Annotated in this window: 24 protein-coding genes; 14 read left to right on the top strand and 10 right to left on the bottom strand. The window is 48.3% G+C overall.

The features are described 5' to 3' along the window. Nucleotides 1–180: 180 nt before the first annotated feature. Both ppk1 and SPB21_RS23840 read right to left on the bottom strand, forming a co-directional pair. Nucleotides 181–2,337 (bottom strand): polyphosphate kinase 1, encoded by a 2,157-nt coding sequence (ppk1, locus tag SPB21_RS23845; protein ID WP_499867856.1) that lies wholly within the window; start codon nt 2,335–2,337, stop codon nt 181–183. Nucleotides 2,338–2,998: 661 nt separating this feature from the next. Then, nucleotides 2,999–3,691: a hypothetical protein gene (locus tag SPB21_RS23840; protein WP_499867855.1), complete on the bottom strand. Its 693-nt coding sequence runs from the start codon at nt 3,689–3,691 to the stop codon at nt 2,999–3,001. 121 nt (nt 3,692–3,812) lie between these two features. On the opposite strand from SPB21_RS23840, the gene SPB21_RS23835 reads away from it, so the two are divergent. The 3 genes from SPB21_RS23835 (at nt 3,813) to SPB21_RS23825 (ending at nt 5,234) form a co-directional block, all read left to right on the top strand. Next, nucleotides 3,813–4,010, top strand: a complete 198-nt coding sequence (locus tag SPB21_RS23835) for a ribbon-helix-helix domain-containing protein (protein WP_163659983.1) — start codon at nt 3,813–3,815, stop codon at nt 4,008–4,010. A 313-nt stretch (nt 4,011–4,323) separates the two neighbouring features. Next, nucleotides 4,324–4,482 carry a DUF4278 domain-containing protein gene (locus SPB21_RS23830; protein ID WP_163659981.1) on the top strand — a complete coding sequence of 53 codons (159 nt, stop codon included), beginning with the start codon at nt 4,324–4,326 and terminating at the stop codon, nt 4,480–4,482. A 257-nt stretch (nt 4,483–4,739) separates the two neighbouring features. Continuing rightward, nucleotides 4,740–5,234 (top strand): cupredoxin domain-containing protein, encoded by a 495-nt coding sequence (locus SPB21_RS23825; RefSeq protein ID WP_163659979.1) that lies wholly within the window; start codon nt 4,740–4,742, stop codon nt 5,232–5,234. A gap of 39 nt (nt 5,235–5,273) precedes the next feature. On the opposite strand, the gene murG is transcribed toward SPB21_RS23825, so the two are convergent. Beyond that, on the bottom strand, nt 5,274–6,359 hold the full coding sequence (murG, locus tag SPB21_RS23820; RefSeq protein ID WP_163659977.1) for an undecaprenyldiphospho-muramoylpentapeptide beta-N-acetylglucosaminyltransferase: 1,086 nt from the start codon (nt 6,357–6,359) through the stop codon (nt 5,274–5,276). 303 nt (nt 6,360–6,662) lie between these two features. Here murG and SPB21_RS23815 point away from each other — a divergent pair, with 303 nt between their 5' ends. Next, a complete protein-coding gene (locus SPB21_RS23815) occupies nt 6,663–7,379 on the top strand; it encodes a DUF8623 domain-containing protein (RefSeq protein WP_250564682.1) in 717 nt (238 codons plus the stop codon). 13 nt (nt 7,380–7,392) lie between these two features. On the opposite strand, the gene SPB21_RS23810 is transcribed toward SPB21_RS23815, so the two are convergent. Next, the gene (locus SPB21_RS23810; RefSeq protein ID WP_006516967.1) at nt 7,393–7,779 is read right to left on the bottom strand and encodes a pentapeptide repeat-containing protein; all 387 of its coding nucleotides are present in this window, start codon (nt 7,777–7,779) and stop codon (nt 7,393–7,395) included. Between the two features lie 164 nt (nt 7,780–7,943). Then, nucleotides 7,944–8,435, bottom strand: coding sequence for a peptidoglycan-binding domain-containing protein (locus SPB21_RS23805; protein WP_163659973.1), 492 nt, complete (start codon nt 8,433–8,435; stop codon nt 7,944–7,946). A 250-nt stretch (nt 8,436–8,685) separates the two neighbouring features. Here SPB21_RS23805 and SPB21_RS23800 point away from each other — a divergent pair, with 250 nt between their 5' ends. Further along, entirely contained in the window at nt 8,686–9,300 is a 615-nt protein-coding gene (locus tag SPB21_RS23800; protein ID WP_163659971.1) for an RNA polymerase sigma factor, read from the top strand. Between the two features lie 100 nt (nt 9,301–9,400). Here SPB21_RS23800 and SPB21_RS23795 read toward each other — a convergent pair whose 3' ends face one another. After that, on the bottom strand, nt 9,401–12,790 hold the full coding sequence (locus tag SPB21_RS23795; RefSeq protein ID WP_499867854.1) for a response regulator: 3,390 nt from the start codon (nt 12,788–12,790) through the stop codon (nt 9,401–9,403). 81 nt (nt 12,791–12,871) lie between these two features. Here SPB21_RS23795 and SPB21_RS23790 point away from each other — a divergent pair, with 81 nt between their 5' ends. From SPB21_RS23790 to SPB21_RS23780, 3 genes are all read left to right on the top strand, one after another. Beyond that, nucleotides 12,872–13,000 carry a hypothetical protein gene (locus SPB21_RS23790; protein ID WP_284681700.1) on the top strand — a complete coding sequence of 43 codons (129 nt, stop codon included), beginning with the start codon at nt 12,872–12,874 and terminating at the stop codon, nt 12,998–13,000. Continuing rightward, nucleotides 12,987–13,532, top strand: coding sequence for a GNAT family N-acetyltransferase (locus tag SPB21_RS23785; RefSeq protein ID WP_163659967.1), 546 nt, complete (start codon nt 12,987–12,989; stop codon nt 13,530–13,532). The genes SPB21_RS23790 and SPB21_RS23785 overlap by 14 nt, the downstream gene beginning before the upstream one ends. A gap of 296 nt (nt 13,533–13,828) precedes the next feature. Beyond that, nucleotides 13,829–14,464, top strand: a complete 636-nt coding sequence (locus SPB21_RS23780) for a hypothetical protein (protein ID WP_250564681.1) — start codon at nt 13,829–13,831, stop codon at nt 14,462–14,464. On the opposite strand, the gene SPB21_RS23775 is transcribed toward SPB21_RS23780, so the two are convergent. Further along, nucleotides 14,447–15,577 (bottom strand): histidinol-phosphate transaminase, encoded by a 1,131-nt coding sequence (locus tag SPB21_RS23775; RefSeq protein ID WP_499867853.1) that lies wholly within the window; start codon nt 15,575–15,577, stop codon nt 14,447–14,449. The two genes, SPB21_RS23780 and SPB21_RS23775, sit on opposite strands and share 18 nt — an antisense overlap. Nucleotides 15,578–15,675: 98 nt before the next feature. After that, complete coding sequence (locus tag SPB21_RS23770) at nt 15,676–16,302, bottom strand: YqiA/YcfP family alpha/beta fold hydrolase (RefSeq protein ID WP_163659963.1); 627 nt, start codon at nt 16,300–16,302, stop codon at nt 15,676–15,678. A gap of 75 nt (nt 16,303–16,377) precedes the next feature. Here SPB21_RS23770 and leuB point away from each other — a divergent pair, with 75 nt between their 5' ends. From leuB to SPB21_RS23740, 6 genes are all read left to right on the top strand, one after another. After that, nucleotides 16,378–17,457 (top strand): 3-isopropylmalate dehydrogenase, encoded by a 1,080-nt coding sequence (leuB, locus tag SPB21_RS23765; RefSeq protein ID WP_499867852.1) that lies wholly within the window; start codon nt 16,378–16,380, stop codon nt 17,455–17,457. 242 nt (nt 17,458–17,699) lie between these two features. Further along, entirely contained in the window at nt 17,700–17,957 is a 258-nt protein-coding gene (locus SPB21_RS23760) for a hypothetical protein (RefSeq protein WP_006516958.1), read from the top strand. Next, nucleotides 17,958–18,773 carry a prepilin peptidase gene (locus tag SPB21_RS23755; RefSeq protein WP_006516957.1) on the top strand — a complete coding sequence of 272 codons (816 nt, stop codon included), beginning with the start codon at nt 17,958–17,960 and terminating at the stop codon, nt 18,771–18,773. It abuts the gene before it with no gap. A 91-nt stretch (nt 18,774–18,864) separates the two neighbouring features. Continuing rightward, on the top strand, nt 18,865–19,803 hold the full coding sequence (gene accD, locus SPB21_RS23750) for an acetyl-CoA carboxylase, carboxyltransferase subunit beta (RefSeq protein ID WP_490793161.1): 939 nt from the start codon (nt 18,865–18,867) through the stop codon (nt 19,801–19,803). A gap of 240 nt (nt 19,804–20,043) precedes the next feature. Further along, nucleotides 20,044–20,559, top strand: coding sequence for a photosystem II cytochrome c-550 (gene psbV, locus SPB21_RS23745; RefSeq protein ID WP_006516955.1), 516 nt, complete (start codon nt 20,044–20,046; stop codon nt 20,557–20,559). A 172-nt stretch (nt 20,560–20,731) separates the two neighbouring features. After that, nucleotides 20,732–21,874, top strand: coding sequence for an extracellular solute-binding protein (locus tag SPB21_RS23740; protein WP_163659956.1), 1,143 nt, complete (start codon nt 20,732–20,734; stop codon nt 21,872–21,874). Here the strand turns inward: SPB21_RS23740 and SPB21_RS23735 are convergent. Further along, entirely contained in the window at nt 21,871–22,539 is a 669-nt protein-coding gene (locus SPB21_RS23735) for a hypothetical protein (RefSeq protein ID WP_163698686.1), read from the bottom strand. The two genes, SPB21_RS23740 and SPB21_RS23735, sit on opposite strands and share 4 nt — an antisense overlap. A gap of 79 nt (nt 22,540–22,618) precedes the next feature. Beyond that, nucleotides 22,619–25,321 carry a TIGR03960 family B12-binding radical SAM protein gene (locus tag SPB21_RS23730; protein WP_499867851.1) on the bottom strand — a complete coding sequence of 901 codons (2,703 nt, stop codon included), beginning with the start codon at nt 25,319–25,321 and terminating at the stop codon, nt 22,619–22,621. Nucleotides 25,322–25,522: the final 201 nt, after the last annotated feature.

Genomic DNA, 25,522 nt, shown 5'->3' with positions numbered 1-25,522 from the left:
TAAAAATGGATTTTTAATGTATGAGCATTTTTCTTAATAGGAACAAGTGCACTATAAGATGAGCATTTATTCCTATTAAGAGGATATTGTATAGAAACATGAAGCCTTCCGCACTGTCTATTTGATGTAGTTTGATGCGGAAACGTAATGATCTCGGTGTGAGTTAGGCTATGACTGGCTTTAGGACATTCTTGCAGTAGCACGTTGCATGAGCTGTTGATGGGAGCTACGCTCAGGTTCATCAGAGTGAGGGTGGCGTTGTGCATAGCTGCCATCAGACTGCATTTCCCAGGCTTGACGGTTATCTGCCATGAAAATGGCTAGCAGTTCCTTGAGTTCATCCACCAAGCTTGATTCTTCGATAGGAGTCACGGCTTCGACCCGTCGATCTAGATTGCGGGGCATCCAATCGGCACTGCCGATATAGACTTCTTCTTGGTGATTATTTTGAAAGTAGAAAATCCGAGAATGCTCTAAAAATCGGCCAATAATGCTGATGACGCGGATGTTTTTGCTAACCTCAGGAATGCCGGGTTTGAGACAGCAAATGCCACGAATGATGAGGTCGATCTGAACGCCTGCTTGGGAGGCTTTGTACAGCCAACGGGTCATCTCAGGATCAACTAACGAATTCATTTTGGCAATGATCTTGCCGGGACGTCCTTCTAGGCAATGGTCGATCTCACGTTGAATCAGGCCAATCATGCGATCTCGAAGTGTAACCGGTGCCACCAGTAGCTTGCGATAGGCTTTTTGGTGGCAAAAGCCAGTCAAATAGTTAAACAGATCGGACAAATCCGCACCCAGAGTTTCTTGACAGCTCATGAGTCCCAAATCAGTATAGAGCTTAGCAGTTTTGGGATTGTAATTGCCGGTGCCAATATGAACGTAACGACGTAGCTCATCGCCTTCTTCACGCACGACGAGAGCTGTTTTGGTGTGGGTTTTTAACCCTAGCACCCCATAGACAACGTGAATGCCTGATTGCTCTAAGCGTCTGGCCCATTCGATATTGTTCTCTTCATCAAATCGGGCCTTTAACTCAACCAGTACTGCTACCTGCTTACCATTTCTCGCTGCCTCAATCAGTGCGTTAACGATGGGAGAATCCCCAGATGTTCTGTACAGAGTCATTTTGATGGCCTGCACTTGAGGGTCATGGGCAGCCTGGGTGATCAGAGTTTGCACCGAGGCATCAAAGGCTTCATAAGGATGGTGAAGCATCAGATCCCCATCTCGAATAATGGAAAAAATATCCGGGTGAGTATCGGGTAGATCTAGAGCTTCTTCAACGTCTACTTCATGGATAGGTTTGAGACGCGGTGGGATAACAGCTACCCAGGGAGAATCTTTGAGGTCTGGTCTGGAGATAGACAGAAAAAAAAAGAGATCCTGCAGGTTGAGTAAGCCGTCTACTTGGTAGATGTCAGTAGGGCTAATTTTGAATTCTTGAATCAGAGAGTCTTGTAGTTCCTGGGGAAATGTTGATGCTACCTCAAGACGAACGACAGATCCTTCCAGTCGACGTCTGCTAATCTCTTGCTGAATGGCTAGTAAGAGATCGTCAGCTTCTGCCTCACGTACGGGGAAGTCGGCATCTCGGGTAATCCGAAACAGATGACTACTGAGAATAGTCATGCCTGGAAACAAAGCCTCCAGGTGATGAATGATGATATCTTCCAGGGCTACACCTACCCAATGAACTGACTCACCATTAACAGTTGTGAGTTCGTCTGGCAAACTAATGAACCGCGGCAGGTTGTTCGGCACTTTGATTCTGGCAAAGCGACGTTCTTGGTTCTTGGGGTCTTCAATTTCGGTGGCAATATTGAGGCTGAGATTGGACATGCGGGGGAAGGGATGGGCAGGATCAACACCCAGAGGAGTCAAAATTGGAAAGATGCGGGAGTCAAATAATTTGGCGAGGTGAGACTTTTGTTCTTTGCTGAGTCGATCGTAGGTGAGAAGATGGATACCTTCGTTAGCCATTTGCGATCGCATCTCACCCAAGAAATACTCATGTTGTCGTTGCACAACTGGTAATAGGTGACTATGAATACGCTCTAGCTGTTGTTGAGGTGTCAGACCATCTGCCGGAGTCTTTGTAATATTTGCTTGTGCCTGCTCCAATAGGCCAGACACCCGTACCATGAAGAATTCGTCCAGGTTGGTACTGAAAATTGCTAGAAATTTGAGGCGTTCTAGCAGAGGCGTTCTCTCATCAAAGGCCTCGTGGAGCACCCGGTCGTTAAACTGCAACCAGCTCAGCTCTCGATTGCAGTAATAATCAGGGTTACGCAGATTGGGGATCGTTTGCTTCTTTACAGAAACGGTCATTATGGGGGCTCCTCAAGGTAATCCTTGACTTAATGGGGGCTTTTCCCTTTGATACCGCAGATTTGAATAGCTGCAACGACAGGATTAAATTGCTTAACTATCTTGGCTGCTACGCAAACGATATCGGGAGATGTCAGACTATAATCTGTCGGTAAAGAAAAGGTTATGGAACGGGGCAAATAACTAAAAAATGGTTGTCTAAGACCGATTTCTGGGTGTTTTAAAAGTAGGATGGATGGGGTGTGATCACAAACAAGTCACTGCTTTAGTTCGCCTGTACTTGTTTTCGGATGCCATGCCAACCTATTCCTTAAGAAAGGTTTCTATGTAGTTGGACCCATTCTTTTCGATAGCTAACCGAAAGGTATCTGGATTCTCCAGAAAAACTCATTGGTGAGCCTAAGAATCTGCTCTATGCTAGTTTGGGTGTTCCGGAGTTTGGGTGATTTAATGGCCAAAAATGGCAGATTCTATAGCTTACAGATGGCCATTATGTGGAGAAAGAGAAGTCTCTGCCCTTGTTGTTAGTGGATAAGACAGATTTGTAGCAGTGTCTAGAAACAGCCTTAGTGGATGAGGTCACTGCGGAAATAGATTTTTGTCAATGGGTTTGTGCTCAGTCTAGCTCGTCAGGTGAGTTGAGATTTAAGTTCTGCTCAATCTATTCCTGAGCCGTAATGTTATGTTGTTGATAGAAAGTTGTTCGTTTTGCGTAGCGCTCTTGACGGTAATGCTCTCGTTCTTTTGCTGTGGCTTGAGCTACAGGAGTTTTGGAAAATCCTTCAATAACTGGGTAACTTGCGCCTAAATACATCAATACCAGTTCCTGTATGTGAGTATTGTTGACCAATTCTCGTGGCAAAGTACTAAAAGCTTGGGAGAGTTTTTGTTGCGTTTCCGGTGACCTGACTTGCTCAGGTTGAGTTAGATCGGCATCAAGAGGTATTTCAGCAGGCCATTGATAGAAGGCTTGTTCAGCAAAGGCAATCAGCCATGGAGCGAATTCAGGGTGATGCCAAAGGGTGATTTGATTTTCTAGAAGTGAGTTGACTAGGTCGGTGGGCTCTAGTGGTTGTGGTGCTGATGAAGGATCGGCAGTGTAGAAGTCATCTATATTATCATCGAACCAGGCATACCAAGTAGAGCTACTGCCGTGGTCTTGAAACCTGCCAGGCTGCGTAGAGTCCTCGGAGGTGGCACTGCTAGGTGTTTGATGAGTTAAGCCAAGCGTTTTTTCTTGGGCATAGCTACGGATGAGCCATGTTAACCATGGCATGAATCCTAACTTAATGGAGCTGGCTAGGATAATGTCCCGTAATGTCGCTAATGGTTGACTCAACAATTGTTTATGCATTTTGGCAGTTTAGTACAAACATTCTTTTTGATCAAGCTTATTTACATTTTTTAGTGGTGTTAAAACACAAATCGATGTCTATTTGATGTAATAAGTGTGTCTGTAGATGAGAGGCGGTATCATGGCCGCTATGACCAAACGTGTGCAAGTAACCCTTCCAGACCGCCTAGCGGAAGCTCTAGAGCAGTGGGCCGCCTATGATGGCCGACCACTGAGCAATCTTTGTGCTTTTTTGCTGGAAAAGGCAGTGCTTGATGCCAAGCAAGCTGGTGCTGAGTGGTCTGAGTCTGATAACGCCTCTGATAAGTCACGCAAGTGATTGCCAAGCCATATAAGGGGATTGTCAGGGGTATCTATCTATGTCCGAGAGGAAATTATCAATCGCTGGTTTAGTTCAGCTCTAGATATTCAAGAAGAAACAGTCCTGGGATGTTGGAATCTGTAAAGATAGTCATTTCCCACTCTTTCCGATAATGGAAAAAACAAGATTTAATCTTTCCGTTGGTGGAAGGTCTTAGCGCTTTTGCTTAGCCATACTATTGGCAAGTCAGGTGAGTGTTGCCCCATCGTCAGCATGCTGTCTAATGCGCTATAATCCGTCACCGCTAAACACATTTATTTGGAATTTATCCATGCAACTCACTCACCTCGGCGCACCCTACACGCCTTCTACCCAGTCCATTGAAACTGTCGAAACCAAGGCTAAACTTTCCTTCTTGGGCCGTAGGTTCAAAATGAGAGCTCCCGTTGCTATGCCGGTCACCCCCAGATCTAACCCCCTCACGTTATAGTGTTCGCTACAACGCTTAACTATAGACTCACACAGTTTCAAAACTGCTGTGTACTCTCTCATGTAATGCAGATTGTCAGTGTTCATCACGACTCCCTGGTCTCTGGTTGTTTTGCCAGGGACCACTTTCTTTTGTGGCAGCCACCATAAAACGTCCTCCAACTAAGAACTGGTATTAAAGGTTCTTGCGTAGCGGGTATTGGCATTCACTCAGGCAAGTAAGATTGTTATGTAGATCCGAGTGATGGAGTCTGGGGAATGATGGTGACCCTACGCACTTGCCTCAGCGCTTTGAAGAATTGGGGACAAACTCTAGTTCTAATGGGGCTGTTTCTAGTCTTGTCTATCTTAGTACTGTCCACGAATAGCGCTTTTGCCGCAGGAGCCCCAAGCCAACAACCGATAGATACACTACAGGTGCACCTGGGTGATAAATCAGGTGCTCTGGTCTTTGAACCTGACACGTTAACCTTTGATGCTGGTAAACGCTATAAGCTGCTGCTAGATAATCCTAGCCCCGTCAAGCATTACTTTACGGCCAAAGACTTTGCGGATGTAATCTGGACTCAAAAAGTAGAAGCAGGCCAGGTCGAAGTCAAAGGTGCTATTCATGAACTGGAGCTGAAGCCTGGAGCTGAGGCTGAATGGGTATTTATTCCTCAAAAACCAGGGATTTATGAACTCCACTGCTCAATTGCTGGTCATGCTGAGGCTGGTATGGTTGGCGAGTTGACAGTAACGGCTGGCGTTTAACTGCCCCACTATTTGAGGGCATCAGATAGTGGGGCATCATCATTCCATTGTTTTTTGCAGCAGGCTTGCCACCTGCTCTGCGCTGTCACTGACGGCTAAAGCTGCTGCTGCAACCCTCATGCAGTCCAATTCTGCTGGATTTTCCAGGAGTGCTAAGACCCACTTTTGCAACGTGTCGCCATCAAGGTCTGACTGTCGATATACCTTACTCGCTCCGACAGTGCCAAAAGCGTTGGCGTTATAAGCTTGGTGGTCGTCTGCTGCAAAGGGGTAGGGAATTAAGACAGATGGGGTATGGGTCATGGCTAGTTCCGTTAATGTGCCAGCTCCGGCCCGACTAATCACTAGGGTGGAGCGCTTAAAAAGGGCGGCTACATTTTTAAAGAATGGACGATGAATGTATTGAGGGTGGTTCAGAGTCTCGGTGTCTGGATCATTGTTGCCCGTTTGATGAATTACCCAGGCACCTTGTTCCAACCAGGCTGGGGCTGCAGCCCGTACAAGCTTATTTACAGCGACAGCGCCTTGACTGCCACCAATCACAACGATTAAGGGGACATTGTCAGGGATGGAGAAATCCTGGAGACTGGCATGACTGTCAGTCAAAAACTGCGATCGCACTGGTGTCCCCACCCAGACTGTCTGCGCTTGTTTAGGCAAATACTGGCGGGTTTCCTTAAATCCAATAGCAACTATTGAGCACAAGCGGCTCAGCCAACGAGTCACTTTTCCCGGCATGGCGTTGGACTCATGCAACACAGTGGGTAACCCCAAACTGCGGGCGGCAATGATGGCAGGTGCCGCAATGTATCCACCAGTGGTAAAGACGCCCTTAAAGTTACCTCGCTGTAGTAGTCGCCGAGTTGCCAACGTGGCTTGTGCAAACTGGACAAATAGTTTTATAGTCCCTAACCCCAGTTTGCCCTGAACGCCTCCCATGCGGACCGTATGGAGGGGGTAGCACGCCGGGACAAGTTCAGTTTCTAAACGATCGGGCACACCAAGCCATTCAATTGGCCCAGTCAGATGCTCGGCAGTTGCGATCGCAGGAAAAAGGTGGCCGCCAGTGCCACTGGCAGCAATCAAAAGCTTATTGCCTTCACCATTTCCTTGTCTGTCGTCCATAATGTGAAAGACCCTGACCATCCATCAGTAACAATGGCCTGAATAATTAGGCTTTATAACTGTTTCTAGATTGGGACTTGGGTTTAGGGGTATGTTTAAGCAATAACTTAGCCAGGAGCTATTATCCGCTGAATCGGCACCAATGGGTCAGCGATTGCAATTGCACAGACTGAGCCAGTCGGCTCTAAGATAATGCCTTTTGCTTAATTTGACCAACCTCAATTGTCACAGATACTACTATCGAGGACTTTACATATGATTCACCCTTGCCACTGGTCGTTATGTTCACTGGGTGTGCTAGGGATGAGTGTATTTGGCTTGACTGCCCAAGCAGCTCCTCCAGAAACCGCACCAGCAGCTTTGACTACTGCCCTAGAGCAGATTGAATCTGCTTCTAATGAGCGAGATATAGATGGGGTGATGGAATTTTATGCCGACAGTTTTACAAATAATGACGGCTTTACCTATGCCACCCTTGAAACAACGCTACCGCAGCTATGGGAACGCTACGAGACTCTTAATTATCGGGTAGAACTGCAGTCATGGGAAGAAGTTGATGGTGGCTATGTTGCTGAGACCGTCACCTATATTGATGGCACGCAGACCATGCCTCGGCGTCTAAGCCTGGAGTCGGTAATTCACTCTCGCCAGCAGTTTACGGGAAATAAAATTACATCCCAAGAAATTTTATCTGAGCGTAACCAGCTCAGTTCTAGTGCCACATCCCCTGAGATTGTGGTGATTTTGCCGGAGCGTGTACAGCCAGGTGAAAGTTATGGATTTGATGCCATTGTTCAAGAACCCTTAGGCGAGCGTTATTTGCTAGGTGCAGCGTTAGATGAGGGGACCACACAAGAAGATTTCTTTACGCCACGCCCCCTGGATCTAGAACTGTTATCGGCCGGTGGTTTATTTAAGCTCGGTGATGCTCCCACCGATGACGATAACCTATGGGTTTCGGGGCTACTGATTCGTGAAGACGGTCTGATTGTAGTTACCCGGCGTCTGCGGGTAGAGTAGTCGCGTCTGCCGTCTAATGCAGATGTAGCGGACTACCATCTGGAGCCACCGCACCCCAAACATTACTGTCCACAAAAACAGTATCGATAATCGTTGCCCCGCTCAGGTCAGCTGCTCGGAGGTCAGCTTTATGTAGCCTGGCGGTTGTCAAGTTAGCGCGCCGCAGGTTAGCTCGATGTAAATGAGCCTGGGTCAAATTAGCCTTTGTCAAGTTAACATCGCGCAAAATTGCCCATTCCAAATCGGTGCCTACTAAAGAGGCCTCACTTAAAATGCTGTAACTGAGATCAATCTCAGGCAGCTGTAAGTGGCTTAAGTCACATCCACTCAAGTCCAAGCCGTGAAATATGCGCTCACCCTGTTCGTAACGTTTGATTAAACATTGAATGTTCGATTGCATCGTGATATTCATCAAAGAAGTCTAGTAGGCTTACTCATCTACTAGTGATGACATCCGTGTATATGTGACCGGTCAGTGTAGTGGTCAATACAGTGATTGGGTCAGTGAGCTAAGGCTGGCTAAAGTGGAAAACACCTTGCTGTGAGAGAAATATAGCGGTTTTCTTAATATGCTATATCCGGGGTATGGATAGGTAAGGGGTGTGGCAGTTGCCCGTGCTGTTCGCAACATTGCTTCATGGCAGCTTGGGTGGATTGTCCCATCACCCCATCAATGGCTCCGTTATAACAACCGTGTTTGTGAAGATATTGCTGTAGAGTTTTGCATTGGGATTTTTGCAGACGCTGGGCTAAATCCTGGAACGCTTCGTTTAGCCATGCTTCATTCAGGCATGTCTGCAATTTTTGCTGCTGGTCAGTAATATCGTTTTCATCAATCCAACTCTGTAAGTGAGCCAGCATATGATCAGCTTCATCAATGAGAAAGCTAATGAGTGGATTTGTTTCGGCAGTTGCCAAAATGGTATCCAAACGATCTGCATCGTTTTTGTTGAGAGCAGGCTGCACAGACAACTGACAATAGGTGTGGATCAAATCGCGATGCAGCTGAGATTGATCGTTAATACCGAGATTGCGAGGACTGGAGTAGCTAAACATGGGATGGTCTCCATTGCAGTTATTGGGTGAGTCGCTAAGGGGTTAGTGGCTGGGGGTGTGATCATGTGACATCCAATTTCAGAGGGTTGCTCGATTCGCCGAAATCAGTACAACAAATGACAGTTTCCGGTATGTGCCTTTACCTATTTCTGAACAATTGTAGGCACAATGCGGAATGTCACGGAGGTAAGCTGTTCTTCACTATTAAGAGGAATCATCAACTCATAACAGGATCACCTGGCTCATTGGTATGCCTGACCAACCTGACTTGCCTTCTGACTTGCCTTTATTGGATGTTTTGGATCTTGCCCTTTCAGAAATTTTAGGTAGCGGCAATTCCTATGCTTATTCCACCTTGGCTACAGTACGTCGTCATCTTTTTCAGTTTCGACTGATGCACCAGTTCGAGCCCTATGAGATTTTATTTGAGGCTTATTTGCGGGGCAAGGCCCGTCAGCGCAGTGGTGAAGTTATCTACAATCCCCATGCTTGGTTAAAGCGCACCGCTTTTAATATTGTGCGTGAGAAAAGTCGTCATGCCCAGCGACAGGCATCCCAAAGCTACGATGATATTGAGTATCGCATCAGTGCGGAGCCTGAATATGTCTTGGAGTCTATCGATCTGAGTCACGAGATTGATTTGCTTTACAAAGCCCTTAGGGCACTATCCCGCGAGGATGACCATACGGCTCAACTCTTAGTGTGGCGAACGATTGAGCAGCTGTCATGGGAGCAAATCACTAGCCGTCTAGTGGAACTTGGGGACACAGATATTCCTAACCAAGCCACCCTACGCAAACGGGTATCACGGGCAAAAAAGCGTATGCGACATATTATGCACAGTTACGGCTTGCCGACAGGGTAAACGGTTGACGTTGAACTTACGGTTTGGGAATTTGTTGTAGAAGCGTTACCTGGAATGCCTCTACAACAAATAATTTTTGGCCCTTGTAAAATTCTGATATCTAAGAACTCAACAGTCCTTCTGAAAGCTTTGTTTTCACATTAAAGGTCAGAACCGTTTCATCAATTCCCTTCAGCTGTAGCGGACTAAATTTAACGATTTCTTGTTCATCGAGGTAGTCGGCGACAGCGGCAGATACGAGAATGCTTTCACCATCGGCGGCTTCCTGTAGACGTGCGGCAATGTTGACGCTGGGGCCAATGGCTGTGTAGTCAGTTCTGTGGGCGCTGCCAAACATGCCAACTACGGCAGTACCCTGATGAATACCGCAGCGAAATTTCACTGATGGAACGCCCTGTTGGCTCCAGCGTTGATTGAGGTCTTCTAGGGCCTTATACATTTGGCGAGCAGCTGCGATCGCACGCATGACCTGTTCATTAGGGCTCAAGCGTTCTGGAGCACCAAATAGGGCCAGAACCGCATCACCCATAAACTTATCCACGGTGCCACCATTGGCAAAAATGGCATGGGTCATGACCTCAAAATATTCATTGAGTAATTCGGCAACCCGCCGCGATCTCAATGTGTTCGACAACTGAGTAAATCCTACAATATCGCTGAATAACACCGTTACGAGACGGGGTTCGGGTTTGAGATTCAGTTGTAGGTCACCATGGGCTGCCTTTTTGACCAAAGAAGCCGGTAAAAATCGCTTAAGTACCGATTCGGTCAGGTACTGATTGAGTTCTGCGATCCGATGTTCATTGGCTTTAAGCGCTAAGAGATTATGCACCTCTGCCAGCAATTCGCGGTCCTTAAACGGTTTTGATATGTAAGCATCTGCACCTTGCTCAACGCCCTCTAGTCGCGTGTCGTCATCGACTTTGGCGGTGAGTAAAATAATCGGCGTACCTTGTAGAGCTGCATCCAGACGTACTTGCTGAATCAGTTCTATGCCTGAGACTTGGGGCATCATCAGGTCAGTAATAATCAGATGCGGCTGCCGTTTGCGGGCTATCTCCAATCCAGTGGCTCCGTTGTCAGCGGTGCTGATGCCATATCCCCGACGTTTCAAGATGCTAGCCACATAGCTGCGCAAGTCAGGATTGTCATCAACCACAAGGATATGAATGTTTTTGTCCAGTGCTGGTGGGTTGGCTTGGGAGAGGTCTATGGACTGAGGCTGGGCTGCCTTTGGTCTCTGAACCTCTGCTGCTGCTGTATCGACAACTTGGTTGTGGAGATCCGCTAGCTCAACTGCGGCGCGGCGTGGCTCCAGTGTGCGGAAGGTTTTGCTGACACGATCAACGGGTAAATGGTCAGCTCCCATGGGGAGTTCGATCGTAAACATAGTGCCTGCTCCATAGGTGGAGGAAACTCGCACCTGTCCACCGTGGAGCTCCACTAACTCTTTCACGAGCGCCAAGCCAAGCCCTGTACCTTCATGGGTGCGGCTAGCAGAGCCGTCAGCCTGTTGGAATCGTTCAAATATGTGGGGTAGCTGCTCTTTACGAATACCAATGCCGGTGTCTTCGATTTCAAGATAGCAGCGGTTTTCAAAGGTATTGAGGGTGATTTGAATGGAGCCTTCTGCTGGTGTGAATTTCACAGCGTTAGACAGGATGTTATAAAGCACCTTGTCAAATTTTTCGAGGTCGAGATAGACCGATGAACATGGTTGGATTTGAGTGGTGAGAGTAATGTGTTTGCGATCGCAATAAGCCTGAAATGACTCAGCCACACTTTTTATCACCTGGTCAAAGTCACAGGGATAGAACGTAGCCTGCATCTGCCCAGCATCAAGACGCTGGAGATCAAGTAATTGGTTGACGAGGCGCAGTAACCGTCGTGAATTACGCAGGGCAATAACCGACTGATCAAAGGGCAAGCCTGTGCCGTTTTCTACGGCTGATTCTAAAGGCCCAATGGTGAGGGTGAGGGGGGTGCGAAACTCGTGGGAAATGTTCTGAAAAAATGTCGTCTTTTGTTTGTCTAATGCCAGCAATTGCTCCGCCTGTTGACGAGTCGTTTGATATAACCGTGCCTGCTGCACTGCAATGGCCGCTTGATTGGCAACTGCCTGAGCCAAATTGATTTCTTCCATATGCCATTGGCGAGGCTGGCTCTGACGCAGACTGATACTGCCAATAATCTGGCCATCCGTAATTAGAGGCACTACCAGTAATGCAGTTGCCTGGGATTGGATCGATAGGTGCTCGGGAGTATGGGCTGTGGCCTTGGATAAATCATCAAAGACTACGGGAGAGCGACTGACTAAGAGCTCTTGCAAGATTGGATTTTCGCTAATTTTGGCCTGGGACTTAGGCAGGGTCAAAATTTTGGTCTGTTGGGCGTCGTAAAGCCCTACACAGTCTACGTAGTCATCGTCTTGGGTCCATAAGGAAATAGTACAGCCATCAGTTTCCAGGGCCTGCCCTAGTTTTTGCGTAATGGCCGAAAAGATTTGTTTGGGTTCCAAACTACTGTGGATGGCCTGGGTGATGGTGTTGATTAACACTTCCCGTTGGGCCAGGGCTTGTACCCGCTCGTGGGTCCATGCTTGAGCCAGAGCCAATGCCGCTTGAGCCACCAGGGTACCTAGTAACTTAAGCTTCTCTGGTTGCCAATGATTAGGCTGCTGACAGTGATGTAATGCCAGGATTGCCAGAGGTTCGCGTTTGCTCGTTAGAGGGATAAGAACAGTGGAGTAAGGCGCTAAGAGTTGATACACCTTGTGATCCGGAATGTCTGGCGCTGTGAAGATTTGCAGGCTATCCGTATCAATAGCGGTATCTGTTAGTGTTTGGTCATCTAATGGCGCAGCTGAATCTGCCTGATAGGTCCAATAGTTTTGTATTTGGTTAGGGAGGTTATACAAAGGGCGAAGTGCACAGTAGTCAGCTGCAAAGGCTGAGCCCAACATGCGAGGGATTACCTGCAACATCTCTTCGGAGGTTTCAGCACTGCGAATAGTGCGGGTAATTTCGTTTAGCAGGGTTTCTTGCTCAACGATGCGATCCAGCTCTCGTGTTCTGGCGATGAGGATAGAATGAGTTTCGATCGCTTGCTGAACAACGACCCTTAAATCTTTTTCTTCCCAAGGCTTAGTAATGTATTTGAATACTTTGCCTGTATTGATGGCATCCACCAGATCTTCCACATCGGTGTAGCCGGTCAGCATGATGCGGATCGTGTTGGGATAATGCTGGGCAACTTGGAGCAGCAGGTCTGTGCCACTCATATAAGGCATGCGCTGGTCTGAGATGATCGCTGCAGTATCTGGGTTCTGGGCTAAACTCTCTAATGCGGCGTGACCACTCTCTGCCCGTAGTATCTGAAATTCTCGATGGAACGTTCGATGAAACAGGTCTAAATTGTCAGGTTCATCGTCGACGACTAAGATCTTGGGTTTTGTGGTGTGGGCTTGTCGATTGCTGGTTGGACTGGACATGCACCCTATGGTTTCTCTAATCGACTGTGGGTATTGAATAACTGCAGAAATGTAGTGCGCCCTGGGACCACGGTTCCAACCATGGATAAAATCAACAAAAAATCAACTAAGACACCCATCAATTACGATGTGGGCATTACCTGGTTGAATGGTCCTATCACCCATCCAGAGTTCCCTAGCGGGCAAGCTGCTCACCATGTCCAGACTTAACTGGGACAGAGTCCATACTCTGCCTCAAGACTATTGGCTAAGGCCTGCTTATCCCGAAGATTTATCTCAACTAGTGGAGTTACTCCTAACCAGCTTCTATCCTCAACATCGTTGTAATCGATGGTTGTACCCATTGATGCGTATGGGTATTCAAGAAGATATCAAGCGCCGTCTGAAGCACTCGTCTAATCAGTATGGCTGCCTGGTCGTCATTGATAAGTCTGCTGGGGCTGCAATTGTTGGGACGGTGGAAATCTCATTGCGATCGCAACTATGGCAACCACTACAGCCCCGTCGTCCATATATCGCCAATGTTGCTGTCGAACGGCAACATCGGCGTCGTGGCCTCGCTCAGCAAATGCTCCTAGCCTGTGAATACATTGGCAAAAACTGGGGATGTCAGCAACTTTACCTACATGTTGCTACTGATAATCCGCCAGCGATTGCCTTGTATCACAAAATTGGCTATCAGCTTCATAGTCAGCATCCATGGCAGCGAAAGCAAATGATGGTTAAAGAACTGTTTCACTAATGAGCATTTAACTACTACAAATAGCAATTTCTTAGAGAATATTAAAAACGTTGTTATGTAAGTATGTTCAAGAGTTTTAACGCACTTTGGATACAGTGCTTGTCGCCCCTCATACCGTGAAATTATCCATATCCTCCTGATAAATATTATTTTTTATGTAGTGAGTATGAGGAGGGACTGGTAACTATCAAAGACTGGATAAAACTCGTCTGATTTCCTGCACGAAAGTGATCGTGTTCGTATCAAATAAGAGTAATTAGTCTGGATTACCTTACCCCCCAGGTAGACGCTCTAAAATGATGGATGCTCAATCCAATCCACCTTCACTCTACTCATCTTCGGTCAAACGATTTGGCCGAAGAAAACATCCCCATATTTTTAATGTGCAAGCGAAACCGTCCTCGGGCAATGCTATGCATCTAGAAGATAGTACGGTAAAGTGGTGGGCTGAGCGAGCTAAGCAGCCTCTCGGTTCAAGTTCTAATGTGCCTGTGAATGAAACGCTAGCTGTTGACAGTCTGCTCAAAAAAATAAATCGTGGCGATTTACTGGTCGTCAATAGTCGTCGTCGCAACGGCCTGATTATTTTTCGAGAGTTTTATGCTGAATTTGCCGGCCCTGGTGCAGCAGTGGGTGGTGACTTTGACCAAGGCTGCCATAAGATTATTCCGCTGGGTAACCTGTCGCTGGTTGAGCCCGATGATCATGAAGAGCATCAAAAAGCTTTAAAAATCCGCCTACAGTGGATTCGTCTCACCCAGAATTTCACGGATCAGCCGCGCTCTACTGACCGGGCTCAAATGATTTTGGACCAATTCAAAACTTATTTTGATAAGAGCACTATCGACAACGTGCCTAATGAAGCCTTTGCCCTGATGGTAGGAGTTTTACCTCAAACGGTGAGGCGAGTGCGCCTAGGCATGGGCGGTTAACGGTTCACTAATAGCCTCCAAGTTTTTTCGTGTCCGCTGATTTTCCTCAGGTGTGCCCAGGCTAATCCGTAAACCCCCTCCGGTATACCGAATTAAGGTTCCTTGCTGACGCAAAGTGCCGAAGATATGCTGCAGACCTTCGGCTTGGGACATCCCCAACTGAGATCGACCCTGCTCACTTAAACGGCAATAGATAAAGTTTGCTGCACTAGGCCATAGGGTTAGTATCGGTTGCTGTTTGAGCCAGTCGACCATTGTCTGACGTTCTGCAATGGTGACCTGTACAGCGGCTAGAAGTGATGCTCGATGGACCAAAGCTGCCAATGCTGCTGCCTGGGAAAAACTGGGCAGATTGTAGGGCAATCGAACTTTTTCAAGCGCTTCTATCAGAGCTGGTTGAGCGACTGCATAGCCAACTCGATGGGCTGCCAAACGAAAAGCCTTAGAAAAGGTTCTCAACACAACCCAATTGCTACGACTGAGGCTATCGGCGACAAGGGTGTGCCCGCTGAATTCAAAATAGGCTTCGTCAATAACCACCAGAACATCGTTAGGTAACTGTCGGAGCCATGCAATTTCCTCTGTGGTTAAAGGATTGGCGGTAGGGGAGTTGGGATGCACCATGAACACGACTCGGATAGCGTGTTGCTCCATAGCAGTTTGGGCTTTCTCTAAATTGATGCAGAAGTTCTCTCGACGACCGACATCTATAACCGGAATGCCTAAGGTTTGAGCCAAGATCCCGTACATGGAAAATGTGGGGCTGGCGACCAAAATAGACCCGTTACCAAGGGCGGCTGCAATCAGTAATGACCGGATCAGTTCATCGGACCCGTTCCCTACTGAGATGTTGTTCTCCGCCACCATTACTGACTCTGCACTCGATTCTGCGACATAGTTGGCAATGGCTTGCTTTAGAGCTGTATGCCCACCATCTGGATAGCGATTGGCGGCAATAGCTTGCTGGTAAGACGCCGCTAGGGATGCTTTGACGTCATCAGGTAGATCAATTGGGCTCTCATTCGTGTCGAGCTGATCATAGGGCTTTGGCATTGGGGGGTGTGGCTTATAAGCCTTGAGATTAGACAAATCAGCACGCAAGAAAGGCAGCATGGAAAAACCTATGGATTGCAGACTTTTTATTGTGCCATTTTTGCTGATCAAAGCGATTGGTCCTCTTAATCGGCAACGGCTTACAGTGCATAAATGGTTTACAGTGCACAGAAATCCTGAATGGCGATCCAAATATCTTCCATTGCATCGGCCATACCATGGTCAGTATCTAAAGACTGTAGGGTGACCCAAGGGCGATGTTGTGCATAGAGTCGGCTGGCATCCTCAGCAATGACCTCATCTCGTTGGCCGTGAAGAATGAGAGTAGGGATCGACTTTTTAAGTTGACTATCTGGGTAGCGTTGAGCATCGGTTAAAAAGTCGTAGTGCAATTGCTGCTGGGTATCTAGACCATAGTGATATATCGATAGCCAGCCGTTCGATTTCCAGTTGTTTAGTTGTTCTGTGCCCAGTTTGGGTAACCACTGGTGCAAAAATTGAAAGGCGGGGGCCAGCAAAATGAGCCGTTCAACGCAGGTAGATTGCTGGGTGACCCATGCTGCTACGATACCCCCTAAACTTGACCCGATCAGGATGGTAGGCCCGTGCAGCTGTTGGGTAACTTGATGGATTTGGCGAGTGAGGGTGAGATGGCTAAAATCCCCCTGGTTTAGGTCCAGTAACTGGAGGTCAATATTGTGGGTTTGCAAACGCGATCGTAACCATGTTCCTTTAAAGGACTGTGGCCCCGATGCAAACCCATGAAGATAGATGTAGTCAACCACGACCCGATCGTTTCCAGTGCTATGCCATGCTTACAATATGATGTTCGATCACCCAAGATCTCGACTTAAGTCTCCATGACCCAGCAGTTTCGTATTACCCTTCTTCCCGGTGATGGCATTGGGCCTGAAATTACAGCCGTTGCAGTTGATGTCCTCCAGGCCGTTGGTGCCAAATTAGATATTCAGTTTAACTTTACCGAAGTACCTATTGGTGGCTGTGCCATTGATGCTACCGGTTGTCCGCTTCCAGACGAAACCCTTGATACCTGTCGGCAAAGTGATGCGGTATTGCTAGCGGCGATCGGAGGATACAAGTGGGATTCTTTGCCCCGTGCACAACGGCCAGAAACGGGTTTGCTGGGATTGCGAGCAGGGTTGCAGTTGTTTGCTAATTTACGACCAGCGGCGATTTTGCCCCAACTCATCGATGCTTCTTCCCTCAAGCATGAGGTGATAGAAGGGGTAGACATTATGGTGGTGCGCGAATTGACTGGTGGCATCTACTTTGGTCAACCCAGAGGGGTGTTTGACGCTGATGGCGATCAGCGGGGGGTCAATACCATGGCCTACGCAGGTGCCGAGATTGATCGCATTGGTCGGGTTGCATTTGAAGCTGCTCAAAAACGCCAGGGCCGCCTGTGCTCAGTAGATAAGGCGAATGTGCTGGAGGTGTCGCAGCTATGGCGCGATCGCATCACTGCTTTATCCAGTGACTACAGCGACGTGGAACTCTCCCATATGTATGTAGATAACGCGGCGATGCAACTCCTGCGCTGGCCCAAACAATTTGACACCATCGTTACCGGCAATTTATTTGGTGATATTCTCTCGGATGCGGCGGCGATGCTCACTGGCAGTATTGGCATGTTGCCGTCTGCTAGTCTGGGGGCTTCAGGACCTGGTGTGTTTGAGCCGGTGCATGGCTCAGCTCCTGATATTGCTGGGCAAGATAAGGCCAATCCCTTGGCCCAGGTGCTCAGTGCTGCCATGATGCTGCGCTACGGTTTAAGCCAACCCCAAGCCGCTGACATGATTGAAACTGCCGTAGATACCGTGCTCACTCAGGGCTATCGCACAGGCGATATTATGGCCGAAGGAATGACCGCTGTTGGCTGTAAGGCGATGGGTGATGCTTTGCTGCACGCCTTAGTTTAGCCATGATTGAAAAATCCTGGCACAATCCATAGATGATAGCTAGTATTGTTGTACTGAATAGTGGCAGGGCTGTTTCTATTAGCAGACATAGGGTATCTTCAGCAAATGAATTGCTGAATTCGTTATAAATTCAGGTCAGTTCCATCACATACGTACTATCGAGCTAGAGGGAGTATTCAGTCGTGTCATCTTTACAGCGACCAGAGTACAGTAGCCATGGTGAGGCGGCAGTGCACCCCAGCGTGGCAGCAACCGGGCTGAGCCGTAGCCCGCTGAACTTAAGGTCTCCATCGTCAATGTTAGACCCCGCACTATTGCGGGCTGCCCGTCACATTTATCGCACCTACTATGAGGTGCATCCTGAGGTGGTAGAGCGTCCCATTGGTGTGGCCATTGGCCGCACTACCCGCCGTGGCAAGCTTATCTTTGGTCCCAAGCCTGTGCTGTTGCCCCACGAGAGCTTTATCCCTTTAACTCAATTGGAGCCAGGCTTGCACTAGATGCTAGACAGCCTGGTCATCTATTTATTTGTCTTTGTTCTAGGGGCTTCCATTGGGAGTTTTCTGAACGTTGTTATCTATCGGTTGCCAGCTGGAATCTCACTCCTGTCCCCGCCCTCTCGCTGTCCCCGCTGTTTCACCCGTCTAAAGCTCTATGACAATGTGCCAGTGGTGGGCTGGTTGTGGCTGCGTGGACGCTGTCGATATTGTCGAGCGTCGATCCCGATGCGATATCCCCTGGTGGAGTTGGTGAGTGGTCTGCTGTATATCGCTCTATTTCTCAGATTTGGTTGGAACCTCGAAACGCCTATTTATTGGGGTTTAACCACCTGGCTAGTGGCGCTCACTTTAATTGACATTGATACGCTCACGCTGCCTAATGCATTGACGATGTCAGGTGTGTGTCTAGGCTGGCTAGCTCAAGTACTGTTGGCGACTGGGCAAACTCCTGAGCAAACTGTGGCCTCAGCTTTGGTCGCCAGTGTTGGCGCTAGTATTTTGGGGCTGTGGTTATTTGATGGCATCAGTTTGCTCGGGGCCGTTGCGGTTGGTAAGACGGTGATGGGTGGGGGCGATGGCAAGCTGGCAGCTATGTTAGGAGCCTGGTTAGGTTGGCAGGGATTATTGCTGAGTATGCTACTGGCTTCGTTTATGGGTGCCATGAGTGGTGGGCTGGGGATAGCGTTGGGAGTACTAGATCGTCGCCAACCTATTCCCTTCGGACCATTTTTAGCCTTCGGTGCAGGAATTAGCGTATTTTTTGGGAATGCATTGATACAGGCCTATTTGGGGCTTTTTTTTGAAGGCCATTTGTAATCTATGGCAACAAGAAAATCTCTATGGACTATTCCAGGGGGGTGGGCGAGCCGGTAGGATTGGAGAACGCTATGTATCGAGAACAGGGTCTATGTCCCTCTTTGACTGGTTTGCAAACCGTAAGAAAGAAAGCCCCATTAGCCAAGATCGTCAGGAACGCGAAATTGCCGATGGTTTATGGACTAAGTGTGATCAGTGTGGGGTGCTGACTTACACCAAGGATTTGCGGGCTAACCAGATGGTTTGTCCGGAATGTGACTATCATTACCGTGTCTTTAGTGATGAGCGGATCGTACAGCTGATCGATACAGATACTTGGCAACCTCTGAATGAGCAAATTGAACCTAAGGATCCCTTGCGATTTCGCGATCGCAAAGCCTATAGTGATCGGCTGCGCGATATGCAGAGCAAGACCAATCTCAACGATGGTGTGCAAACCGGTGTTGGTCAGATCAACGGCGAAGGAATTGCCTTGGGCGTTATGGACTTTCGCTTTATGGGCGGTAGCATGGGCTCAGTTGTCGGTGAAAAGATTGCCCGTTTAATTGAGCATGCGACTGCGGCGCAGTTACCTGTAGTGATTGTCTGCGCCTCAGGCGGGGCGCGTATGCAAGAAGGCATGTTAAGCCTCATGCAGATGGCTAAAATTTCAGCTGCCTTGGAACGTCATCGTGACAGCCGTTTACTCTACATGCCAATTCTGACCCATCCCACTACAGGAGGTGTGACGGCCAGTTTTGCCATGTTGGGCGACATTATCTTGGCTGAGCCAAAAGCGACCATTGGTTTTGCAGGGCGTCGTGTGGTGGAACAGACATTGAGAGAAAAGCTACCGGACGACTTTCAAACGGCAGAATATCTCCTTAAGCATGGATTTATCGATAAAATTGTGCCGCGTACCCAGCTAAAAGACACCATTGCGCAGCTGATTCGCTTACATAAATTGCCTGTAGCGTCTGCCTCGCTGAGTCATGTATCACTCGATAGAGTTGCCAATGGTCACCTTGTGCCGATCAAACCGGTTATATAGTCAAGCTTTTAACTGTCTTGGGAATTGACCCTATCGGTGGCATGATAGGTATTAACTATTGGCTACCTGAAATAAATTTTGTCCACGTCCACACCTATAGTTTTCCATTGCAGGAGCTGTAGATTACAACTTGGACGTTATTTATCAGATAGCTGCAAATCGCGAGCTTAGCCTGATTATTGGGCTTATGGCTTTGTGCTGTGTTGCGTCTTTTACGGGCGATCCATTTCGAGGAGAATCATGTTGAAAAAGTGCATTTGGCTGGTGGTCGCGGCTGTTTTTCTTGTCGGTAACCTATTTGTAGGTGGCAACGCGATGGCGGCTGAGCTGGATGAAAATATCCGTACCATTCCCCTGAATGAGCAGGGTGACACAGTTGTGCTTTCCCTAGAGCAGGTTTCCCAGGGCCGGAGAAAGTTTAATTACGCCTGTGCAACTTGTCATGTGCAAGGTATCACCAAGACCAATCCAAACGTTGGTTTAGAACCTGAAGCTCTAGAAGGTGCTTATCCCAATCGTAACAATCTAGAAGCTCTAGTTGATTATTTGCATAACCCAACTACCTATGATGGGTTGACTGAAATTTCTGAGCTACACCCCAGTACCCAGAGTACTGATATCTTCCCGAAGATGCGAAGCCTGACTGAAGACGACTTGGTTTCCATTGCCGGTTACATTCTGCTACAACCCAAGGTCATGGGTGATATGTGGGGTGCTGGTAAGATCCGGTTTTCTGCACCTGCTACTTTTGACTAATTTTTGAGTGGGTTCTTTGTTAGGGCCTTTGTTATTAAACCGTGATAAGAGGGTGAGGTTGTCAAACCTTGCCCTCTTTTTTGCGATCGCAAGATTCGCAATTTTTTAGTGTTCTACATTGGATGGTGTTCACCTATTAAGCTAGGTTAGATAGGCAGTTTCGCAAAGCACGATGGTAAAACGACGCACGGTAATGTTGGGATTGCTGGGGTTAGGGACTGCTGTTGCCAGTTGTCGTTCCAGTGCGTCTGCCTCCTTAAAAGTAAAAGTGCTGGCTCGATCGGTGCCCGCTCAAGTCTTAAAAGCCTTTAGTCGGGACACACTAACTCACTTTGAGTCTGAGCTTAATCTCATTGATATTTATCAACAGTTGCAGTGGTGGCAGGCTCGTTCCCCAATGACTCCCCCCCTGTGGCGACGGTTGATTCCCATCGGTCACTCATCCAGCCAAGATGCAACAAAGCCCCCACCCGTGGGGGCTCATCTTGTGACCTTGAGCGATCCTTGGCTAGAGCATGCAATTCGTCAGGACTTAATTCAACCATTACCAGACTTTCCCTTGGCCTATGCCTTGCCTGAGCCCTGGCAAAAATTGCTGCGCCGTGATCGTGAGGGGTACTCCAGTGAGCGCGGTAAGCTCTGGGCTGTTCCCTATCGCACCCAAGGATTGATGATTGCTTATCAAAAGCCCATCTTTCAAACCAACACCAATAATAAGCCCATTACCAAATGGGCAGATCTGTGGCGGCCTGAATTAGCCGGGCGCATTGCGATGCCCAATCAACCTAGACTGGCAATTGCCATTGTCCTAAAAGCACTCCGATATTCCGTCAATGATGAAGCCGCATTGCTTCGAGATGATGTTCAAGAGCAGCTGCTGGCCCTTTATCGACAGGTTAAAGTGTTTGATTCTCAGGCGTATTTAAAGGCCCTGGTGAATGAAGATGTTTGGCTGGCGGTGGGGTGGAGCGGTGATATTTTAGCGACGCTAGTACGCTATCGACGGCTAGGTGCTGTTCATCCTCAAGAAGGAACGGTGTTAACGAGTGATTTGTGGGTTGCTCCGACTAACGCAAAACTTACGGAAGAGGCCCAAGCTTGGATGGAGTTTTGCTGGCAGATGCCGATTGCGACTGAAATTTCTGTGTCTAGCTATGGGGTGTCTCCATCATTTTTCTTGCCGGATGTGAAGGTGCCTGAACAGCTATCTCAGCAGACGCTATTGGTACCCGGTCATGGAGAGGTTCTGTTGCCGCTATCAAGACGTGGGCAAACAAATATAGAAACATTATTGAGCGTTGAGGCCGAGGGTTAAAGCTGCCGTCTACCGCGGATTGCGCCCTGGCCAAAATAGTTCAGCTCGACAACGCATTGTGGTGTGTAAGTTGCTTCATTAGTTGCGGCGTTTCTGTCCGAAAAATCACATACATGTAACCCGACCAAGCGATTTCCAGTGAATACCCTCAGCTGATAGCCGTAATCCTTAGTGCTTTCTCCAAACTGATTGATGAGTGAATATCGTTCTAGATAATTTAATAATGGCCAAAGCTGACCGTTGACGATGATATCCACATGGGGGGTAGATCCCTCGGTCTGGATGCTGGCTCCGCTGTCTAGGTTAGTGTTTCCATAGGCTCTCCAGCTATCAATTAGGCGGCTGTTGATAGCTTCTCCTACTACCTGCTGCTGCCACCACAAACTCGGAATTGAAAAATGTTCAGGGGATGGATTGTCGTCAGTTGCGATCGCGCCATCATCTGTCCGGGGCTCTTGGCCATTGAGCTGACACATGGCCTCTAAATCTTCTGCCAGTAATACCCGAGGAGACTGTGTGTTGTCCGTTGAGCTATCTTCTGTTCTAGGGCGCTCAGCACTAAGCTGACAGTCTATGCGCTGCACTGCTGCTGATTGTGCCACAGCATAGGGCCCAGGCAACAATAGATACAGGCTTGAAATCGCTGACCACACCATAAGTTTCATGTCTAGCACATTCCAATTCTTAGATGTACAGACGTTGCATGTAACGTCTCTCCACGGATTTTACTAATGGCTTGAGCTTTTACGTCAGAATTAACTGTTGGCGATGCACATGGCCTAATACTAACGAAGAAGCGGTTGCATCTTCCTGTTGTCGTTCTAGCATACGCAGCATCTGCTCGGGACGCAGCATATTGCCATCATTCCGGCAGCTGCCTACATATCGAATAACCACATCCCCTGTAGTCGTTAGCTTATGAATAACCCTGCTGGGCAAATGAGAGGGTAGAGTCCCGACTACTTCTACGGTATGCAATCGTTCTCTGAGGTTGATTTGCTTGACCTTGCCTGACTTTGTTGTATGGGTATCAATAATTTCATCTGTGGCTAGGATGCGATCAATCAACGCCTGCCAATTCAGAGCCTGTCCTTCTTGTTGTGTGGTGATGGCTAGTAAATAGTCAGCTTGGTTGAGGGCTTTAGTGGCTGATGGAGCTTTGATATCGACTTCCTGAACGTCATAAATAGGCAGGCTATCTGATAGCTGTACCTGTAGCCGCTGTCTAAAATCAGTACGGTCCATTTGCTCAGTCAGTTCGAAGTCAACTACTTCTCCTGTGCTGGTTGCGCCAAGGGATAGAGCATTTGCTGGAGCAATACGGGGGCCAGGATGGTAGCCTCCTGTAAACGAAATTGGCAGAGCAGCTCGTCTGACAGCCCGGTCAAGCATTCTGGCCAAATCCAAGTGGCCAATGAGTGCCATGTCCCCTAGTTTGCCGAGAGTCACCCGCAGCCGTTGCACCCGCTCAGATTTGGGCTTGCTATGGCCCTCGAAGGAAGGAATCGGTAAGGGTGGAATAACAATGTTATGGCCGAAGTCAGTGCCACACACGCCGCAATGGGAGCAGCCTTCAAAGGAACAATCAGGCACGATGGCTGCTGCCATTGCGCGGCGAAGGTCATCTTGCAGCCAAGTTTTATCAATGCCTGTATCTAGATGGTCCCAAGGCAGTGGAGCATCCATTGCCACTTGCCAACGATGCAGATTCTCTACTTGAGTCGCATTCTCTGCTTGATCTACACTCTCGTTTTCTAAAGACTCTCCCAGATTCCATTCTCCCTGCTCAACCTGGCGATACTTCCAGGTGAGGCCAGCATCCTCAATGGCTTGAGTCCAAGCATTAAAAGCTCGTTCTAGGCTCTCCCACCAGGCATCCATACCTGCCCCCAGCTCCCAGGCTCGACGGACCACCTTCGACAGTCGTCGATCACCTCGGCCCACAAAGTCTTCCATGGCCGAAATACGCACATCGGTGAAGTTGACCTTGACTCCACGAATTGACCGAAATGTTTCCCGAAGCATGGCTTGTTTCCGTTCAAACTCGCTAGTAGAAACAGAATGCCACTGAAAGGGAGTATGGGGCTTGGGGGTGAAATTAGAAACCGTAATGTTGAAATTCAAAGACCTCCGGCCTTTGATACGACATTCCCGTCGCAGCCATTGGATAGTTTCAGCAATGCCTAGCACATCGACATCTGTTTCCCCTGGCAGACCAATCATGAAGTACAGTTTTACCTTGTCCCAGCCCTGCTCATGGGCAGTTTTAACGCCGCGCAGGAGTTCCTCATTAGTCAGGCCTTTGTTAATAATGTCCCGCATGCGCTGTGTGCCTGCTTCTGGGGCAAAGGTGAGGCCAGTTTTGCGGGTGCCACCGACTATGTGAGCGATATTTTCATCAAATCGGTCGACTCGCTGACTGGGTAAAGACAGGGACACATTGTCGTTTTTAAGTCGATTTTTCACTTCGACACCTACTGCAGGCAGCGCCAAATAGTCTGAGCAGCTGAGAGAAAGTAGGGAAAATTCGTTGTAGCCTGTTGCCCGCATCCCCCGTTCAATAGTGTCGATTACCTCTTCAGGCGCAACATCACGGGCCGGTCGTGTCAGCATTCCTGGTTGGCAAAAACGGCAGCCCCGGGTACAGCCCCGGCGAATTTCAATGGTGAGCCGATCGTGGACAGTTTGCACATGGGGTACTAACCCGATGGAATAGTCGGGAATCGGGGTGGCGACTCGACGGAGAATGCGCTTAGGGACATCCTCTCGATTGGGATGTACTGAGCCATCATCGGCCATGTCGTAAAACTGGGGCACATAGACTCCTGGCACCTGGGCCAGATCTAGCAAGATCTCTTGTCGAGTCATTCCTGCTGTTTTGCCTTCTTCAAGTACTAAACCAATTTCTGGCAATAGCTCTTCGCCATCTCCCAAGGCGATAAAGTCAAAAAAGTCGGCGTAGGGTTCAGGGTTAGACGTGGCGGTTTGGCCACCTGCAAAAATCATGGGCCAGCTAGATTCGTTCCAGAGACCATCGCTATTGCGCTCTTGCCAAGTAAGAGGAATCCCTGCCAGGGTCAACATTTCCAAAATATTGGTGGCACCCAGTTCATAACTGAGGCTAAAGCCCAAAATATCAAAATCGGTCAGTGGTCGACGGGACTCAACAGCAAACAGAGATGTGTCGGTTTCTGTCAGCTTTTGTACCAAGTCTGAACCAGGAAGATAGGCGCGATCGCAGAGCTGTCGAGGCTGCTGATTGATAATGCTGTAGAGAATGATATGGCCCAGATTTGAGGCCCCTACCTCATAGACTTCTGGATACGTTAAAACCCATCGGATTGTAGCTGTTTCCCATGGTTTATTAACTGCTCCTAACTCATTACCTAAATAACGGGCAGGACGAGCAATATCTGGAGTAATCAGTTGGTCTACAGCAATAGCCACGGCAATGGAAAAAGCAACTCAGACCTAAACTATAACTGATTCTTAAGTGCTGCGAATGTTGTGCCTTGGTGGGTAGAGCGCTAACTAGAAGCACAGCCAATTCATAATAGCGAGGCGACGGTCAACATGTTGACCGTCGCCTCGCCAGCGATATTTATAAATTTGTGCGGTCCTGCATTATCAATCAGCTATGTATCAAGA

Origin of the sequence: Leptothoe sp. ISB3NOV94-8A (genome assembly GCF_043421595.1) — a bacterium.
In the GTDB taxonomy this organism is placed as follows: domain Bacteria; phylum Cyanobacteriota; class Cyanobacteriia; order Phormidesmidales; family Phormidesmidaceae; genus Leptothoe; species Leptothoe turfae.
Note: the sequence above shows the minus strand (reverse complement) of the source record. Positions and strands in the feature narration are given on the sequence as shown.

Bases quoted from the DNA above. Each gene is read 5' to 3' on its own strand.
- ppk1 (WP_499867856.1), bottom strand. From the start codon at position 2,337: ATGACCGTTTCTGTAAAGAAGCAAACGATCCCCAATCTGCGTAACCCT.
- SPB21_RS23840 (WP_499867855.1), bottom strand. From the start codon at position 3,691: ATGCATAAACAATTGTTGAGTCAACCATTAGCGACATTACGGGACATT.
- SPB21_RS23835 (WP_163659983.1), top strand. From the start codon at position 3,813: ATGGCCGCTATGACCAAACGTGTGCAAGTAACCCTTCCAGACCGCCTA.
- SPB21_RS23830 (WP_163659981.1), top strand. From the start codon at position 4,324: ATGCAACTCACTCACCTCGGCGCACCCTACACGCCTTCTACCCAGTCC.
- SPB21_RS23825 (WP_163659979.1), top strand. From the start codon at position 4,740: ATGATGGTGACCCTACGCACTTGCCTCAGCGCTTTGAAGAATTGGGGA.
- murG (WP_163659977.1), bottom strand. From the start codon at position 6,359: ATGGACGACAGACAAGGAAATGGTGAAGGCAATAAGCTTTTGATTGCT.
- SPB21_RS23815 (WP_250564682.1), top strand. From the start codon at position 6,663: ATGAGTGTATTTGGCTTGACTGCCCAAGCAGCTCCTCCAGAAACCGCA.
- SPB21_RS23810 (WP_006516967.1), bottom strand. From the start codon at position 7,779: ATGCAATCGAACATTCAATGTTTAATCAAACGTTACGAACAGGGTGAG.
- SPB21_RS23805 (WP_163659973.1), bottom strand. From the start codon at position 8,435: ATGTTTAGCTACTCCAGTCCTCGCAATCTCGGTATTAACGATCAATCT.
- SPB21_RS23800 (WP_163659971.1), top strand. From the start codon at position 8,686: ATGCCTGACCAACCTGACTTGCCTTCTGACTTGCCTTTATTGGATGTT.
- SPB21_RS23795 (WP_499867854.1), bottom strand. From the start codon at position 12,790: ATGTCCAGTCCAACCAGCAATCGACAAGCCCACACCACAAAACCCAAG.
- SPB21_RS23790 (WP_284681700.1), top strand. From the start codon at position 12,872: ATGGATAAAATCAACAAAAAATCAACTAAGACACCCATCAATTACGAT.
- SPB21_RS23785 (WP_163659967.1), top strand. From the start codon at position 12,987: ATGTCCAGACTTAACTGGGACAGAGTCCATACTCTGCCTCAAGACTAT.
- SPB21_RS23780 (WP_250564681.1), top strand. From the start codon at position 13,829: ATGATGGATGCTCAATCCAATCCACCTTCACTCTACTCATCTTCGGTC.
- SPB21_RS23775 (WP_499867853.1), bottom strand. From the start codon at position 15,577: ATGCTGCCTTTCTTGCGTGCTGATTTGTCTAATCTCAAGGCTTATAAG.
- leuB (WP_499867852.1), top strand. From the start codon at position 16,378: ATGACCCAGCAGTTTCGTATTACCCTTCTTCCCGGTGATGGCATTGGG.
- SPB21_RS23755 (WP_006516957.1), top strand. From the start codon at position 17,958: ATGCTAGACAGCCTGGTCATCTATTTATTTGTCTTTGTTCTAGGGGCT.
- accD (WP_490793161.1), top strand. From the start codon at position 18,865: ATGTCCCTCTTTGACTGGTTTGCAAACCGTAAGAAAGAAAGCCCCATT.
- psbV (WP_006516955.1), top strand. From the start codon at position 20,044: ATGTTGAAAAAGTGCATTTGGCTGGTGGTCGCGGCTGTTTTTCTTGTC.
- SPB21_RS23740 (WP_163659956.1), top strand. From the start codon at position 20,732: ATGGTAAAACGACGCACGGTAATGTTGGGATTGCTGGGGTTAGGGACT.
- SPB21_RS23735 (WP_163698686.1), bottom strand. From the start codon at position 22,539: ATGAAACTTATGGTGTGGTCAGCGATTTCAAGCCTGTATCTATTGTTG.